This is a genomic window from Methylobacterium indicum (assembly GCF_017347565.1).
GTDB classification, from domain to species: domain Bacteria; phylum Pseudomonadota; class Alphaproteobacteria; order Rhizobiales; family Beijerinckiaceae; genus Methylobacterium; species Methylobacterium indicum.
In genome coordinates this window covers 4,504,619-4,519,270 of sequence record NZ_AP024145.1, presented here as the reverse complement: position 1 = coordinate 4,519,270, position 14,652 = coordinate 4,504,619, and the positions used below count along the sequence as shown (strand labels likewise).

13 protein-coding genes are annotated in these 14,652 nt (G+C 73.0%); 8 read left to right on the top strand and 5 right to left on the bottom strand.

Features of this window, described 5'->3' with window-relative positions; genetic code table 11:
• Nucleotides 1-150: 150 nt before the first annotated feature.
• The 6 genes from tsaD to miv_RS20935 all read left to right on the top strand — a co-directional run bounded on the left by tsaD (nt 151) and on the right by miv_RS20935 (nt 4,837).
• Nucleotides 151-1,212, top strand: a complete 1,062-nt coding sequence (tsaD, locus tag miv_RS20960; RefSeq protein WP_058617052.1) for a tRNA (adenosine(37)-N6)-threonylcarbamoyltransferase complex transferase subunit TsaD — start codon at nt 151-153, stop codon at nt 1,210-1,212.
• On the top strand, nt 1,209-2,093 hold the full coding sequence (locus tag miv_RS20955) for a GNAT family N-acetyltransferase (RefSeq protein WP_207178654.1): 885 nt from the start codon (nt 1,209-1,211) through the stop codon (nt 2,091-2,093). The genes tsaD and miv_RS20955 overlap by 4 nt, the downstream gene beginning before the upstream one ends.
• The gene (locus miv_RS20950; protein WP_207178653.1) at nt 2,090-3,103 is read left to right on the top strand and encodes an NAD(P)H-dependent glycerol-3-phosphate dehydrogenase; all 1,014 of its coding nucleotides are present in this window, start codon (nt 2,090-2,092) and stop codon (nt 3,101-3,103) included. The genes miv_RS20955 and miv_RS20950 overlap by 4 nt, the downstream gene beginning before the upstream one ends.
• Before the next feature lie 159 nt (nt 3,104-3,262).
• The gene (locus miv_RS20945) at nt 3,263-3,682 is read left to right on the top strand and encodes a YeeE/YedE family protein (RefSeq protein ID WP_207178651.1); all 420 of its coding nucleotides are present in this window, start codon (nt 3,263-3,265) and stop codon (nt 3,680-3,682) included.
• The gene (locus miv_RS20940) at nt 3,679-4,134 is read left to right on the top strand and encodes a DUF6691 family protein (protein WP_207178650.1); all 456 of its coding nucleotides are present in this window, start codon (nt 3,679-3,681) and stop codon (nt 4,132-4,134) included. The genes miv_RS20945 and miv_RS20940 overlap by 4 nt, the downstream gene beginning before the upstream one ends.
• 268 nt (nt 4,135-4,402) lie before the next feature.
• On the top strand, nt 4,403-4,837 hold the full coding sequence (locus miv_RS20935; RefSeq protein ID WP_048426091.1) for a GlcG/HbpS family heme-binding protein: 435 nt from the start codon (nt 4,403-4,405) through the stop codon (nt 4,835-4,837).
• Nucleotides 4,838-4,858: 21 nt separating this feature from the next.
• Here the strand turns inward: miv_RS20935 and miv_RS20930 are convergent, their stop codons facing one another.
• The 5 genes from miv_RS20930 to miv_RS20910 form a co-directional block, all read right to left on the bottom strand.
• Nucleotides 4,859-5,671 (bottom strand): pentapeptide repeat-containing protein, encoded by an 813-nt coding sequence (locus miv_RS20930; RefSeq protein WP_207178649.1) that lies wholly within the window; start codon nt 5,669-5,671, stop codon nt 4,859-4,861.
• A gap of 165 nt (nt 5,672-5,836) precedes the next feature.
• Nucleotides 5,837-8,302, bottom strand: coding sequence for a bifunctional diguanylate cyclase/phosphodiesterase (locus miv_RS20925; protein WP_048426089.1), 2,466 nt, complete (start codon nt 8,300-8,302; stop codon nt 5,837-5,839).
• 196 nt (nt 8,303-8,498) lie between these two features.
• Nucleotides 8,499-10,151: a pilus assembly protein TadG-related protein gene (locus tag miv_RS20920; protein ID WP_207178648.1), complete on the bottom strand. Its 1,653-nt coding sequence runs from the start codon at nt 10,149-10,151 to the stop codon at nt 8,499-8,501.
• Nucleotides 10,148-10,561: a TadE/TadG family type IV pilus assembly protein gene (locus miv_RS20915; protein WP_165602083.1), complete on the bottom strand. Its 414-nt coding sequence runs from the start codon at nt 10,559-10,561 to the stop codon at nt 10,148-10,150. Before miv_RS20915 ends, miv_RS20920 begins: the two co-directional genes overlap by 4 nt.
• Nucleotides 10,562-11,291: 730 nt before the next feature.
• Nucleotides 11,292-12,335 (bottom strand): sensor histidine kinase, encoded by a 1,044-nt coding sequence (locus tag miv_RS20910; RefSeq protein WP_207178646.1) that lies wholly within the window; start codon nt 12,333-12,335, stop codon nt 11,292-11,294.
• Nucleotides 12,336-12,619: 284 nt separating this feature from the next.
• Between miv_RS20910 and miv_RS20905 the strand changes: the two genes are divergently transcribed.
• Both miv_RS20905 and miv_RS20900 read left to right on the top strand, forming a co-directional pair.
• Nucleotides 12,620-13,438, top strand: coding sequence for a GntR family transcriptional regulator (locus miv_RS20905; protein WP_207178645.1), 819 nt, complete (start codon nt 12,620-12,622; stop codon nt 13,436-13,438).
• Nucleotides 13,435-14,652, top strand: a complete 1,218-nt coding sequence (locus tag miv_RS20900; RefSeq protein ID WP_425312931.1) for an ABC transporter substrate-binding protein — start codon at nt 13,435-13,437, stop codon at nt 14,650-14,652. Before miv_RS20905 ends, miv_RS20900 begins: the two co-directional genes overlap by 4 nt.

The window sequence follows — 14,652 nt, the reverse complement described above, 5'->3', positions numbered from 1 at the left end:
GCCCCCACCGGACCGATCGGCCGAACGGACACGATCGACCCGGCTGATACGTTCGACCCCTTGGCCGGCCCCGTGCCGGCGGGTTATCTGGTGGCACCATACCGGCCGCCGCGCGGCGTGCCAGCCCCCTCGCGAGACCACCCCCACGCCATGAACGTCCTCGGGATCGAGACCACCTGCGACGAGACCGCGGCCGCGATCGTGGCGGTGGAGGAGGATGGGCGCGCCGTCATCCGCTCCAACGAGGTGCTGAGCCAGATCGCCGAGCACGCCGCCTATGGCGGCGTGGTGCCGGAGATCGCGGCCCGCGCCCATGTCGAGGTGCTCGACCGCCTGGTCGCCCGGGCCCTCGACACCGCCTCTCTGCGGCTCGCCGACCTCGACGGCATCGCGGTGGCGGCGGGACCCGGCCTGATCGGCGGCGTGCTCGTCGGCCTCGTCACCGGCAAGACCCTGGCGCTGGTCGCCCGCAAGCCCCTCGTCGCGGTCAACCACCTCGAGGCGCATGCGCTGACCGCCCGGCTGACCGACGGCCTCGCCTTCCCGTATTTGCTGCTGCTGGCCTCCGGCGGCCACACCCAGCTCGTCGCCGTGAAGGGCGTCGGCGACTACGTGCGCCTCGGCGGCACCATCGACGACGCGATCGGCGAGGCCTTCGACAAGGTCGCCAAGCTCCTGGGCCTCGGCTATCCGGGCGGCCCCGAGGTCGAGCGCGCGGCCGAATCCGGCGACCCCGAGCGCTTCGCCCTGCCGCGCCCGATGCTCGGCCGGCGCGAGCCGAACTTTTCCCTCTCGGGCCTCAAGACGGCCTTGCGGATCGAGGCCGAGCGCATCGCGCCGCTCACCAACCAAGACGTCGCCGATCTCTGCGCCGGCTTCCAGGCGGCGGTGGTCGACGTGGTGGTGGACCGGGTGCGGGTGGCCCTGCGCGATTTCGGCGACGTCGCCGGCCATCCGACCGCGCTGGTCGCCGCGGGCGGCGTCGCGGCGAACGGGGCCCTGCGCCGGGCCCTCACCCACCAGGCGGGCGAGGCCGGCCTGCCCCTCGTCGCCCCGCCCCTGCCGCTCTGCGGCGACAACGGCGCGATGATCGCCTGGGCGGGGATCGAGCGCCTGCGCCTCGGCCTCACCGACGACATCACGGCGCCGGCCCGGCCGCGCTGGCCCTTCGCGCAGGCCCGGTCCGACGCCCGCCCCCCCGCGGCCGGATGAGCCCCGCGGAGCTCGAGGCACAGCGCCGCCGCTGGCGGGCCCTGGTGGACGAGCGCCTGCCCGAGGCGGCGGGCGGGCGCCCGGACTGGCCGGTCTCGCGCAACCACTGCTTTGCCCGCATCCTGCTCGACAATGCCTGCGGCGGGCCCTGGCGCGAGAGCGTCGCGCCGCCCGCCTGGGTCAACATGCCGCCCGAGCGCCTCGACGTCGCCCTCGCCCTCGGCGAGGCGGTGCTGGCCGGCCGGCAGGACCTCGCGGTGCTCAACCACCGCTCGCTGCTGTGGCGGCGCAAGCGCCCGGTCCCCCAGCCCCCCGCGAGCCTGCCCGGCGACGGGTTCGCGCTGCGGCGCTGGCGGCTGACCGACGACGCGCCCTTCGCGGCGCTCTGCGCCGACCCGGCGGTGATGCGCTTCTTCCCCGCGCCGAAGACCGCCCGGGAGAGCCAGGCGGAAGCGCGGGCGCTGGCCCGGCGCTTCGAGGAGGACGGGTTCGGCCCCTGGGCCGTCGAGGCCCCGGAGGGGTTCGTCGGCTTCGTCGGCTGCTGGCGGCCGGCCCGGCCCCTGCCCCTCGGCTCGCTGATCGGCCGGGAGACCGGCCTCGTCGAGATCGGCTGGCGGCTCGCCCGCCCGGCCTGGGGCCGGGGCTTCGCGGTCCGCGGCGCCCGCCTCGCCCTCGCCGACGCCTTCGCCCGCTGCGCCCTGCCCGAGATCGTCGCCTATACCGCCAGCCTCAACGAACCGTCCTGGCGGGTGATGGAGCGGCTCGGCATGGCGGCGGTCGGCGGGTTCGACCACCCGGCCCTGCCCGAGGGCCACCCGTTGCGGCCGCACCGGCTCTACCGGATGGCGGCTGCGGATTTCCTTGCCGGAGATGCAGCATGAGCACCCTCGGGCCGACGACCACCGTCGGACCGGTCGCAGTCCTGGGCGGCGGCGCCTGGGGCACGGCGCTCGCCAACGCGGCGGCGGCCTCCGCGCCGCGGCGGGTGACGCTGTGGATGCGCGACGGCGAGGCCGCCGCCGCCATGGCCCGTTCGCGCGAGAATGCCCGCCACCTCCCCGGCGTGACGCTGCATCCGGGCGTCGCGCCCACGGCCGACCCGGCGGACCTCGCCGGGGCCGAGGCGGTGCTGGTGGTGACCCCGGCCCAGACCCTGCGCGGCGTGCTGACGGGTTTGCGTCCCCACCTCGCGCCGGACGCCGCCCTGATCCTGTGCGCCAAGGGCATCGAGCGCGGCACCGACGCGTTCATGACCGACGTCGCCGCCGAGGCCGCGCCGGGAGCAACCCTGGCGGTGCTGTCGGGCCCGAGCTTCGCGGCGGACGTCGCCCGCGGTTTGCCCACCGCCGTGACGCTCGCGAGCCGCGACGGGGCGCGTGCCGCCGCCCTCGCCGCCGCCCTGTCGGGGCCGACCTTCCGGGTCTATCACGGCAGCGACCCGCGCGGCGTCGAGATCGGCGGGGCGGCCAAGAACGTGCTCGCCATCGCCTGCGGGGCGGTGATCGGGCGCGGCCTCGGCGAGAGCGCCCGCGCCGCCCTCGTTGCCCGCAGCTTCGCCGAATTGATGCGCTTCGCCCGCGCCTGGGAGGCCCGGCCCGAGACCCTGATGGGGCTGTCGGGCCTCGGCGACCTCGTGCTCAGCGCAGCCTCCGCGCAATCGCGCAACTTCGCCTTCGGCGAGCGCCTGGGACGCGGCGCGAGCCTCGAGGACGCGGCCGGCGGCAAGCTCGCCGAGGGCGCCCTGACCGCCTCCGGGCTGGTGGCGCTGGCCCGGCGCCGCGAGGTCGAGATGCCGGTGGCCGAGGCGGTGGCGGGCCTCGTCGCCGGCACCCTGCAGCTGGACGAGGCCATCGCCGGCCTGCTCAGCAGGCCGCTGCGCGCGGAGGAATGATACCGACGCTCGTCGAAACGACCAAGGGCTCCGGTCTCGTATCGTTGCCGAGCGTGTGGCCCGGCATCGACGATGCGAGATCGACAGGACGGATGATCGAAGACCCGGCCGGATGCCGTCCGGCCCTCGCGAACCGGAGCAAGACAGGAGATTCCTCCCGTGACGGCCTACCTCGATCCCCTCGCCGGCGGCGCCCTGATCGGTGCCGCGGCGGCGCTGCTGCTGCTCGCCAACGGCCGCATCGCGGGCATCAGCGGCATCCTCGGCGGTCTGGCCGGAGCGGAGGCCCGCGACCGGGCGTGGCGGCTGGCCTTTCTCGTCGGGCTCCTCGCCGGTCCGGTCCTGTACCGCCTCGCCTCCGGCGACTGGCCGGCTGTCGGCAGCGTCGCGTCCTGGCCGGTCCTGGTGCCGGCCGGCCTCCTCGTCGGGTTCGGGACGCGGCTCGGCTCCGGCTGCACCAGCGGGCACGGGGTCTGCGGCCTCGCCCGGCTGTCGCCGCGCTCGTTCGCGGCGGTCGCGACCTTCATGGCCTGCGCCATCCTCACCGTGTTCCTCGTCCGGCACGGACTGGCCCGATGAGCGCCCTCCGCCTCCTCGCCGCCGTCGCGAGCGGTCTGCTGTTCGGCCTCGGCCTCGCCCTGTCGGGCATGATGGACCCACGCAAGGTCCTGGGTTTCCTCGATCTCGCGGGCGCCTGGGATCCGAGCCTCGCCTTCGTGCTCGCCGGGGCGGTCGGCGTCTCGGCGCTGGGCACCCTCGCCCGGACGCGCATGGCGCACCCCGTCCTCGCGGCCCGCTTCGCGGTGCCGGAGAACCGGCGGGTGGATGCCCGGCTGCTCGCCGGCGCCGCCCTGTTCGGCATCGGCTGGGGGCTCGCCGGCTTCTGCCCCGGCCCGGCCCTCGCCGGCCTCGTCCTCGGCCTGCCCGCGGTCGCCGTGTTCGTCGCCGCGATGCTCGCCGGCATGGGGCTCCATCGGCTCACCATGGAGCGCCGGCCCGGTGCGGATCGCGGGGCGAGGCCCGCGGCGTGAGACGGAGCGGGGACCGGCGCCTCCAAGCAGACTTGCATGGGCAGGCCAACGCTTCGCCCGCTTAGGTTGTTCTCTTGTCGCAGATTTCGCCGAAAAGTTGTCCGCCTCGGCGAAATCTGCTTAGGTGTCCGGCCCACGCCGATCGTTCCTGTCGGGTCTCGTGGACGAAGGTCCGGGCTGACGCCGGCCCGATGATCACGAGAGTCGCTCGTCGAACCAGCGCGCCCACCGTCCCGTCGGGGACGGTGGGCTTCCGGGAGAGACGCGCATGCATGTGACGATCGAGCAGGCCGAGACCGCCATCCGCGCCGCGCGGGAGAAGGCGGTCGAACTCGGCACGCAGATGTGCATCGCCGTCGTCGATTCGGGCGGCAACCTGAAGGCGTTCCACCGGATGGACGGCGCCTGGGTCGGCTCCATCGACATCGCGCACAAGAAGGCCAGGACCGCGGTGTTCTTCGGCATGAAGACCGGCGCGATCGGCGGTCTCTCGCAGCCCGGCGGCCCGCTCTACGGCATCGAGCACTCGAATGACGGGCTGATCACCTTCCCGGGCGGCATCCCGATCGTCGACGAGACCGGCGAGATGTCCGGTGCGATCGGCGTATCGGGCTCGTCGGTCGAGAACGACGACGCGGTGGCGCTCGCCGGGGCCCGGGCCATCGGCGACACCGAGTTGCCGGCGCATCCCTGGCGCACCTGAGCGGGACCTTGCCTCACCGGCTCACTCGGGCCGCCGCAGGACGGCGCGGTCGGCGTTGACGCGCTGCGCCCAGTCCCGGGCGCGATCCTGGCCCTTGAGGTCGACGAGCTTCGCCCCGCCGACATCGACGCTGCGGAAGTCGGCGCCCGCGACCGTCGCGCCGGTGAGGTCGGCCCCCGACAGGTCCGCGCCGGTCAGCGCCACGTCGGTGAGGTCGGCGCCCGCGAGGTTGGCGAAGTCCAGCCGGGCCCGGCCGAGATCGGCCCCCGTCAGGTTCGCGCCGGACAGGTTCACCGAGACGAACACCGCCCGCATCAGGCCCATGGACTGGTTGCGCAGGTCCGCCCCGCCACGCAGGCCGACGAGCGTCGCGCCCCGCATGGTCGCGCCGCGAAAGTCCCCGATCGGCACAGCGCGGCTGAGGTCCGCCCCGGTCAGGTTCGCCTCCCGGGCGGTGATGCCGAACATCCGGGCGCCGACGAGCTTCGCGCCGGTCAGGTCGGCCTTGATGATCCAGGCCTGTTCGAGGTTGGCGCCGCTGAGGTCCGCGCCGCGCAGATTCACCCTGTTGAGCCGGGCGGTGCGCAGGTTCGCGCCCCGCAGGTCGAGCCCCGAGAGATCGAGGCCGGAGAGAGCCTTGTCGGAGAGATCGATCGGCCGGCCGGCGGCGCGGGCGATCAACGCCTCGACGTCGGCCCGGGTCATCTCGGCCCGGGTCATCGCCGGAGAGGCCATGTCGGCCCCGAGCAGCATGTCCTGCTCGGCGGGGGCCGGGCCGGTCCCGAGGAGGGCGAGGCAGGCGGCCAGTGCCGTCGTCGGGACGAGGCGTCGCATCGGTCACTCCCCTGAACCGCCCCGGATGCCCCGGTGGCCGATCGTCTGTGGGACGCTTCGATCGCGCCCGAACGAAACGATAGCGCGCTTCCGGTCCGTTGGGCGGGTCGTCGCCGGCCTCGACCCCGCGTCACTTCGCCCACCGAGGGCATCCCTCGGGCGGGGTCACGCCGCGGCCTGGCCGGCAGGACGGGGAGCCTGGCGGCGGATCAGATCGTCCACCTCCCGGGCCGGGACCGGACGGCCGAAGAGGTAGCCCTGGACCTCCGTGCAGGCCCGGGCGCGCACCGCCTCGAACTGATCCTGCGTCTCGACGCCCTCGGCGGTCACGGTCGCCCCGAAATGCGCCGCCATCCCCACGATGGCCCCGACGATCGCCGCGGTGTCCGCATCGGCGATGTCGCGGATGAACGAGCGGTCGATCTTGATGCGGTCGAAGGGGAAGCGCCGCAGGTAGCTCAGGGACGAGTAGCCGGTGCCGAAATCGTCGAGCGCGATGCGCACCCCGAGCGCCTTGAGGCGCTGCAGGCAGGAGAGCGAGGCCGGGTCGTCCTCGACGAGGACGCTCTCGGTGATCTCGATCTCGAGGCGCGCCGCCGGCAGGCGCGCCCCCGCGAGCGCCGCCACCACGGTCTGCTCCAGGCCGGGCTGGCGCAGCTGGATGGCCGAGACGTTGACGGCGACCCGCAGGTCCCCCGGCCAGCGCGCGGCGGCCCGGCAGGCCTCGTGCAGGGCGAAGGCGCCGAGCGCCACGATCTGGCCGGTCTCCTCGGCGAGCGGGATGAAGTGCGACGGCGCGACGAGCCCGAGCTCCGGATGGCGCCAGCGCATCAGCGCCTCGAACCCGCACAACGCCCCGTCCGCGCCCCGCAGGATCGGCTGGTAGTGCATCACCAGCCCACCGGCGCTGCCCAGGGCGGCGTGGAGGTCGCGTTCGAGCCGGGCGCGGCGGGTGATCGCCTCGTTCATCCCGGGCACGTAGTAACGGAACGTGTTGCGGCCTTCCGCCTTCGCCCGGTAGAGCGCGATGTCGGCCTTCTTGAACAGGTCGTCGGCGTCGGTCTCGCCGTCCGCGGCCGCGATGCCGATGCTGATCCCGACCCCGGCCACGACGCCCCCGAGGGGGACCGGCCGCTCCACCGCCTCGATCAGGCGCTGCGCGATCCCGTCGATGCAGCGCGGGTCGTCGATCCGGTCCAGGATGATCGCGAACTCGTCGCCGCCGAGCCGCGCGATCGTGTCGGCGCTGCGCACGACGCCGCGCAGGCGGTCGGCGATGACCTTCAGGAGCGCGTCGCCCGCCGGGTGGCCGTAGGTGTCGTTGACGGCCTTGAAGCGGTCGAGGTCGCAGGCCAGCACCGCGACGCTGCCGCGCCGGGTCGATGCGCCCGCGAGCCGCTCGCTCAGGCGCTCGCGAAAGAGTACCCGGTTCGGCAGCCCGGTCAGGGCGTCGTGCACGGCCATGTGGGCGATCCGCCGCTCGGCCTCGCGCCGGAGCGTCGTGTCGACCTGGAGGCCGACCATGCGGACCGGGCGGCCGGGCTCCCCGGCCCCGTCGCCGTCGCGGCCGACGACCTTGCCGCGGGCGACGACCCAGCTCCAGGCGCCGTCCTTGCGCCGCAGGCGATGCTCGCACTCGAAGACCGCCGTCCGTCCCGTCAGGTGGTCGTCGAGGAGCCGCACGACCTTCGCGGCATCCTCGGGATGGACGAGGCCGTGCCAGGTCTCGATACGGCCGTCGAGCTCGCCGGGGGCGTAGCCGAGCATCGTCTGCCAGCGGTCGGACAGCCACATCGCCCCGGTCGTCAGGGTGAGGTCCCACAATCCGTCGGTATCGACGGCGAGCGCCAGCCGCTCCTCGCTGACGCGCAACGCCGTCTGGCTCGCCCGCAGGGCCGCGTTGGCCCGCAGGGTGCGGTCGGCGAAGAGCGCCAGGACGCCGAAGCCGAGGATGCTCAGCATCACCGCCGTGATGCTGGCGGCGAGCACGAGGCGGGGCAGGATCGCCCCGGTCTCGACCGGCATCAGGTCGGGCACGATCACCAGGGCGGCCATCGCGGTGAAGTGCATGGCGGCGACCGAGGCCGTGAGCACGGTGGCGACGACGAGGCGGCTGTGCGGCCGGGCGGGACCGCCATGGATCGCGAATCCCGCCGTGGCGAGCGCGCAGCCGACCGCGACGGCGGCGAGCGCCAGCGGCTGGTCCCAGGCGAGCGTGCCGGGCACCTGGAGGCTGAGAGTTCCGACGCCGTGCATCGCTGCGACGCCGAGGCCGAGGATCAGGCCGGCCCCGAGGGAGGCCACTGCGCGGTTGCGGGCACGGCTCGCCCCGAAGGCGGCCAGCACCGAGAGGACGGAAGCCACGAGCGACAGGAGCGTCCCGTCGAGGCGATAGCCGATGGTGAAGCCGGGATCGTAGCCGAGCATTCCGATGAAGTGGGTGCACCAGATCCCCGCCCCGGCCGAGAAGCTCGCCACGACGAGCCAGACCCAGCGCCCCATCCCGACCGTGTCGAGGCTGTGCCGGTTGAGGCGCAGGGCCGTGTGGAGCGAGACCCAGCAGATCAGGCCGGCGAGCGGGACGACCCAGGCGGCGTGCTGTTCGACCAGGCAGGCGATCGGGCGGTACATCGAACGACCTCGGTGAAGACGGACGTGATTCGGGGCTCGCGCGGGCGCGACGTCCCTGCACGGCGAAGACGAAGGGTGGCGGGAGGAAGAGCGGTATCCAGAAAAGCGTCGCGACGGTCGCGTTACTGAATTTCTCGTCCGGGCGGAAAGTCGGTCCGACGGGTCTTGTCCGCTATCCGCGTCGATGCTCTTGACATCACTGCACCAGGACGGCACCGCCGCACCGGGTGCCGGTGACGGCCACGTCCGCGGCGCCGAGCTGCACGCCCGCCAGGCCCAGGATCGAGAACAGCAAGGCATCGATCGGCCCCGCCGCGGCGCCCAGCGCCGTGGCGACCAGGCCCTTCGGGTCGATGAGGCCCGGCAGCGACAGACCGTTGATCTGAAGGTCGAGGTTGGCGAGCAGCGAGGCGGTCACCGAGGTGACGAGCGTCGTGGTCGACACCGTCCGGATGCGCCCGGTCCGGATGTCGTCGTCGGTAAAGGTCAGGGACCGGGTCGACGCGCCGAGCTGCACCGCCGAGACGCCCGTGACGGAGAGGAGCGGCGCCTTCAGGATCGTCACCGGCGTGGGAGCGGGACGCGGGGTTCCGAGGTCGAGGGCGTTCGCCGGAATCGCGCCGATCGAGAGCGCCGCGATGCCGGTGGTGACGTCGAGGGTCGCGGTGCGCTCGTTGCTGGCGTTCCACGGGCAGACGACCGAGCGCAGCACGGCGCGCGCGGGCGCCAGCTCGATCGCGATCGGCAGGTAGAGATCCACGAGGCCGACCGGTCCGGGGATCCACAGCTCGACGAGGATGCGCTGCTGGGCCGTGCTCAGGCTGCCGCCGATCCCGGTGAAGCCGGAGGTGCGCCAGGCATCCCCGGTGCGCAGCGAGACCGACGCGCGCAGGAGGCCCGGCACGGCGGTGCCGAGGTCGAGCCCGACCTGCCGGCCGCCATTGGCCAGGAAGGCCGCCCCGCCGATCATGTCGAGGGCGTTGACCCAGAGGGCCTCTCCGGTCTGCGCCACCGGGGACGACCCGATCTCGCCCGCCGTCAGCAGGCCCGCGAGGCGGACCGAGGTCCCGGTCCCGCTCAGGGCGGCGGTCAGGGCGTTGAGGCTCGCGCGAGCGGCGGCGCTCCCGCTCGCCGGCTCGGAGGCCTGGCCGAGCAGGGCCACGAAGTCCGACAGGCGCAGGCTGCCCTTCAGCACGTCGTCGTAGGTCACGGCCTGAAGACCGATCCGGGGCGCCGCGCCGCGCAGGAAGCCCAGGGCATCGACCCGCAGGGCGGCGAGCGCCCGGTAATCCATGAGCGAGAGCGACACGGTGGTGCCCAAGAGGCGCGACAGCAGCGCGTTGGCGATACCGGCATCCAAGCCGACGAGACGCGAGCCGATGCCGAACGCGGCGAGCTCGGCCCGCCGGGCCGTCGCATCGCCGGAGACGACGAAGCTCGACGGACCGCCGACGATCCGCGTGAAGGCGGTCCTCACCGTGTTGGCGAGCCGGATTCGGATGGCGTTGGGGGCGCTCGAACCCGGGGTGAAGCGGCTCGCGGCCGGGATCGCGCGGTCCGGCACGTAGGTACCCGGGGTGACCGTGACGTCGTCGGGGATGCGGTAGCCGTTGTCGACGAGCGCCCGCGTCGCCGCAGCGGCGCCGTCGCTGGCCCGGGCCGCCGCGAGGGCGGCGAGATCGACCGCCGACTGGATGCGGCGCTTCTCGAGATAGACGAGGCCGAGATCGACCCCGAGGCCGGCGATGCCGCACAGCATCGCCAACACCACCGCGACCAGCGGCAGGATCGAGCCCGCCTCGTCGGATCCCAGCCGGCCGAGCCGGTCCTTCACGGGCCACCCTCTCATAGCCCGCCCCTCCGGATACTCGCGGAGCGCGAGAGGGTCTGGGGCAGCGGCACCGACCGGGGGAAGACGTTGAGCAGCGTCGTCTTGAGGTCGTAGCGCAGCGTGACGGTGAAGATGTCCGGGTCGCCGGTATCCGGCTTCGCCTCGATGGTGACGGCATCGGGCCGCAGAATCGTACTCGCAACAACACTACGTTGTGCCGCCGAGGTCGCGAGCGCAACCCGCTCGGCCGGATCCAGACCCGCGACGGCCGCCCGGGCGGATTCGCTGGCCGCGTTCTGCAGGGAATGCGCGGCACCGAGATAACTCCCGAAGGCGATGATTCCCAACAGGATGGCGAGAAGGACGGGCGCCACGATCGCGAATTCGACCGCGGCCGAGCCCGATCGCTGCCGCGCGAACGCGGCCACGAGGGAGCGTAATGCCGGCATGAGCAACCCCGAGTTGATCAACCTGAAATTGATTTGATCGCACGGAGGTTTCACATACGTTAATCGCGCTGTTAAAGCTGTGGTGATCCGCGGGTTGGCCCCGGACCGCGATGTTTTCGCCCGGTCTCAATCCTCATGAAGCTGCGGCCCCGCGGCAAACCTCCGGTCAAGCTGCAATGCGGACCCAGCCCTCAGGCGAAAAAAGCCGATCGTAGATTGTCGCGCTGGCCCGATAGGCGATTCATAGGGAGAAAAAGCCGTATTTTCGAATTTTTCGAGATCATTTCACTTGCAATCAGAAGCATCACGAGCGCTGACCAAGCGGCATGCCCCTGATTTAACGGGAGATAACGGCTCTGCCGTGAGCCGGTCATCAGGCCGGGCGATCCCGCCGGGCCCGATGGCCTTCCGCGAGCGAACCCTCGCCCAGTATTGTCCGCCTCCGACCCGCAACGGCGTCCCCACGGATCCCGCGGCCGGACGAGAACGGCTCTCACGAGGGCGGTTGCAGGCCTCGCGACACGACCGGCCCCGGCGCCGATCGTCCGGAGCCTGCTGTTCGACCTGATCGATAAGGTCGTCCTGCCCTCACGGTCAGTCCGGGCTCCGCTCCGCGGCCCCGGAGCAACACGGAGAGCGCCGACCGCGCGGCATCCGATCGACCCGGTCGTCGGACCGCGGAGCGATCAGCGTGCCAAGCTTCGTCCGCTCAGCCCGTCAGGGTCTCGACCGGGATGCCGATGTCGATGACCAGCCCCGTGGCCGCCCAGTCATACGTGATGCTGCCGCCGAGCTGGTCGCGCGCGCTGCGGGCGGCCAGCACCGTGCCGAAACCCTGCCGGTCGGGGGCACGGGCGATCGGCCGGCCGCCCTCTTCCCGCCAGCGCAGGCGATAGGTGTCGCCGTCGCGCGTGCCGTCGATCTGCACGATGCCCTCGGGCACGGCGAGCGCCCCGTACTTGATGGCGTTCGTGGCCTGCTCGTGGACGATCAGGGCCAGCGCCGTCGCGGCGCGCTCGCCGATCGCGGTCTCGGCGCAGCGGATCCGGATGCGCTCGGACCCCGCCGCCCGGTAGGGCGCCAGGAGCCCGTCGAGCAGGCCCTGGATCGTCGTCGTGCCGCCGCCCGCCCCGTCCTCGTTCAGGTGGGGACGCACGTAGTCGTGGGCGCGCGACAGGGCGTCGATCCGCTCGCGCAGGTCGCTTGCGTAGGGCTTGGCCTCCGGGTGGTCCCGGGCGCTCAGCGCGACCATGCTGGTGACGACCGCGAAGATGTTCTTGATCCGGTGGCTCAGCTCGCGCGTCAGCAGGGCGCGCGCCTCCTCGGCCTGCCGGGCCGCCGTGATGTCGCGGAACGTGCCGACGAGCTGGAGGCCGCGGCGCGCCGGGCCCTCCCCGACGAACTCGACCTGGCCCATGGCGGCGATCCAGACGATGCGCCCGTCCGGCCGCAGCAGCCGGTAGGAGGTGCGGTAGGCCCCCTCCCCCCGGGGATCGAACGCCGCTTGCACCAGGCGATGATTCTCGTCCCGGTCGTCGGGATGCAGCATCCCGAGCCACTGCCGATAGGTCAGCGGCGCCTCGCTCGGAAAGCCGATGATGCGCCGGCAGCGCGGCGAGCCCTTGAGGGTGTCGGCCTCCAGGCTCAGCCACCACAGGCCGAGATCCGCCGCCTCGACGGCGAGTTCGAGCAGATGCGCGCTCTCCTCGAGCTGAGCGCTCAGCGTGGCGGGGTCGGTGGGGTGTGGCGGCACGGGCAGGATCGTGGGTGGCGTCGCGGCGGCCCCGGTCTACAGGCGCGGCCGGTGCGAGGCGAGGCGCCGCGGCGTCGCGCTCCCCCTACGTCACCGTTAGGCGCGGGCCGGCGGCCCGCCGGTCGCGCGAGGCCCCGCGCCGATGCGACGGGTGTGGATGCGTGCATTCCCCGCATACCTGTCCCAATTGACGGACAGCAACCTGTCTGCATAATCGGACAGGTGAGTGCGTCGCCGGTTCGAGCCGGCCGCCACCAAGCAAGCCACGAGCCAGGGATGGCCCCGTGACCTCCGCGATCGAACCCCACAAGGCGCGCCGGCTCTACCTGCTGCTGCGCGACCAGATCACCAGCGGCCGGCTGCCGAACGGCGCCCGGCTGCCGGGCGAGCCGGTGCTCGCCGCCGATCACGGCCTCGCCCGGGTGACCGTGCGGCGCGCCCTCGACCTCTTGGCCGGCGAGGGACTGGTGCGCCGGCGGCCGGGCTCGGGCACCTTCGTGCAGGCACCGGCCGGCCCCCGGCCGGTGGTGGCCGACCTCCCGAACCTGCTCTCCGGGCTGATCGCCATGGGGCGCGCCACCGGCGTGCGGCTCCTGTCCTTCGAGTACGTGGCGGCGCCCGCCGGCATCGCCGAGGCGTTGCTGCTGGAGCCCGGCGAGCGGGTGCAACGCTCGGTGCGGGTGCGGCTGATCGACGGTCAGCCCTTCTCCTACCTCACCACCCACGTCCCCGAGCGGGTCGGCCTGTCCTACTCGGAGGCCGATCTCGCGGCGACGCCGCTCCTCTCGCTGATGGAGCGCTCCGGCGTCGTCGCCGACCGGGCGACCCAGGCGATCGGCGCGACGCTGGCCGGCCCCGAAGTGGCGGGCGCCCTCGACCTCGAAGTCGGCTCGGCGCTGATCGAACTGACCCGCGTGGTGTTCGACCCCTCCGCACGCGGCGTCGAGCATCTGCACGCCCTCTACCGGCCCGACCGCTACGCCTTCCAGATGGATCTGGTGCGCACCGGCGATGCCGGCGAGCGGCGCTGGACGCCGGCGATCCCGCGTCCGGCCAAATCCGAATCCACCCGCCGTCCCGCCCACAGGAGGCCCGCCCCGTGACCTCGATCCTCGCTCCGTCCCGCCGCGCCGTCCTGCGCACCGGCCTTGCCGCGACGTCCCTCGTGGCGATGCCCGCGATCCTGCGGGCGCAGGGCGCCGCCGTGAAGCTCGGCATCATCCAGCCGGTCACCGGCGCCCTCGCCAATGACGGCGATCTCGGCAAGCTCGGCGCGGAACTGGCGGTCCAGGACATCAACGCGGCCGGCGGCCTGAAGGCCCTGGGCGGCGCCAAGCTCGAGATCGTCTTCGCCGACAGCCGCTCGAACCCCGAGACGGCGGCGCAGGAGACCGAGCGCCTGAACGGCGAGGGCGTGGCGGCGATCGTCGGCGGCTTCGGCAGCGGACTCTGCGCCACCGCGAGCCAGGCGGCCTCGCGCTACGACCTGCCCTACCTGATCGATGTCGGCGTCGCCGACCAGCTGACCAAGCGCGGCCTCAAGAACACGTTCCGGTTCTCGCCGAGCTTCGGCATGGTGACGAAGAACGCCCTGGAGCGCCTCGTCGCGCTCAACGACGCCGCCGGCAAGCCGGCCCGTACCGTCGTCATCGTGCACGAGGACGGGTTGTTCGGCTCCGGCCTCGCCAAGCTGCTCCAGACGGAATTGCCCAAGCTCGGCTTCGAGATCCTCGAGACCATCGCCCATCCGAGCCCGGCCCGCGACATGGCGAACGTCGTCCTGCGGATCCGCTCGCTCCAGCCCGACCTGGTGATTCCCTCGAACTACTACGGCGAGTTCGTGCTGCTCGCCCGCACCATGCTCCAGCAGCGGGTCCGGCCGAAGGGCATCTACGCGATCCTCGGCGGCGGCGCCTCGTCCCTGCGCTTCGTCAAGGAGTTCCCGCAGGCGGCCGAGGGCGTGATGGATTGCAACCACTGGCCCGATCCGAAGAACCCGCTGACCGCCGAATTGCGCAAGCGCACGGAAGCCGCGGGCCGGGCCTTCGCCTACAACGTGCCGATGAACTACTCCGCCGTCCGCCTGATGGCCGAGGCGATCGAGAAGGCCGGCGCGCCCGATCGCCAGAAGATCATCGAAGCGCTGTCCACCCAGAGCTTTGGCAGCGGCGTGATGCCCTACGGCCAGTCGAAGTTCGACACCGGCCAGAACACCTCGGCGCTCCCGCTCAACACCCAGGTCCAGGGCGGCGACGTCAAGGTGATCGCCCCGGAGGCCTTCGCCGAGGCCAAGGCCAACTTCCCGCTCAAGGCGTGA

Excerpts from the sequence above, each read along its gene's own strand:
- miv_RS20935 (WP_048426091.1), top strand. The coding sequence starts at position 4,403 with ATGCATGTGACGATCGAGCAGGCCGAGACCGCCATCCGCGCCGCGCGG.
- miv_RS20955 (WP_207178654.1), top strand. The coding sequence starts at position 1,209 with ATGAGCCCCGCGGAGCTCGAGGCACAGCGCCGCCGCTGGCGGGCCCTG.
- miv_RS20940 (WP_207178650.1), top strand. The coding sequence starts at position 3,679 with ATGAGCGCCCTCCGCCTCCTCGCCGCCGTCGCGAGCGGTCTGCTGTTC.
- tsaD (WP_058617052.1), top strand. The coding sequence starts at position 151 with ATGAACGTCCTCGGGATCGAGACCACCTGCGACGAGACCGCGGCCGCG.
- miv_RS20950 (WP_207178653.1), top strand. The coding sequence starts at position 2,090 with ATGAGCACCCTCGGGCCGACGACCACCGTCGGACCGGTCGCAGTCCTG.
- miv_RS20930 (WP_207178649.1), bottom strand. The coding sequence starts at position 5,671 with ATGCGACGCCTCGTCCCGACGACGGCACTGGCCGCCTGCCTCGCCCTC.
- miv_RS20920 (WP_207178648.1), bottom strand. The coding sequence starts at position 10,151 with ATGAGAGGGTGGCCCGTGAAGGACCGGCTCGGCCGGCTGGGATCCGAC.
- miv_RS20925 (WP_048426089.1), bottom strand. The coding sequence starts at position 8,302 with ATGTACCGCCCGATCGCCTGCCTGGTCGAACAGCACGCCGCCTGGGTC.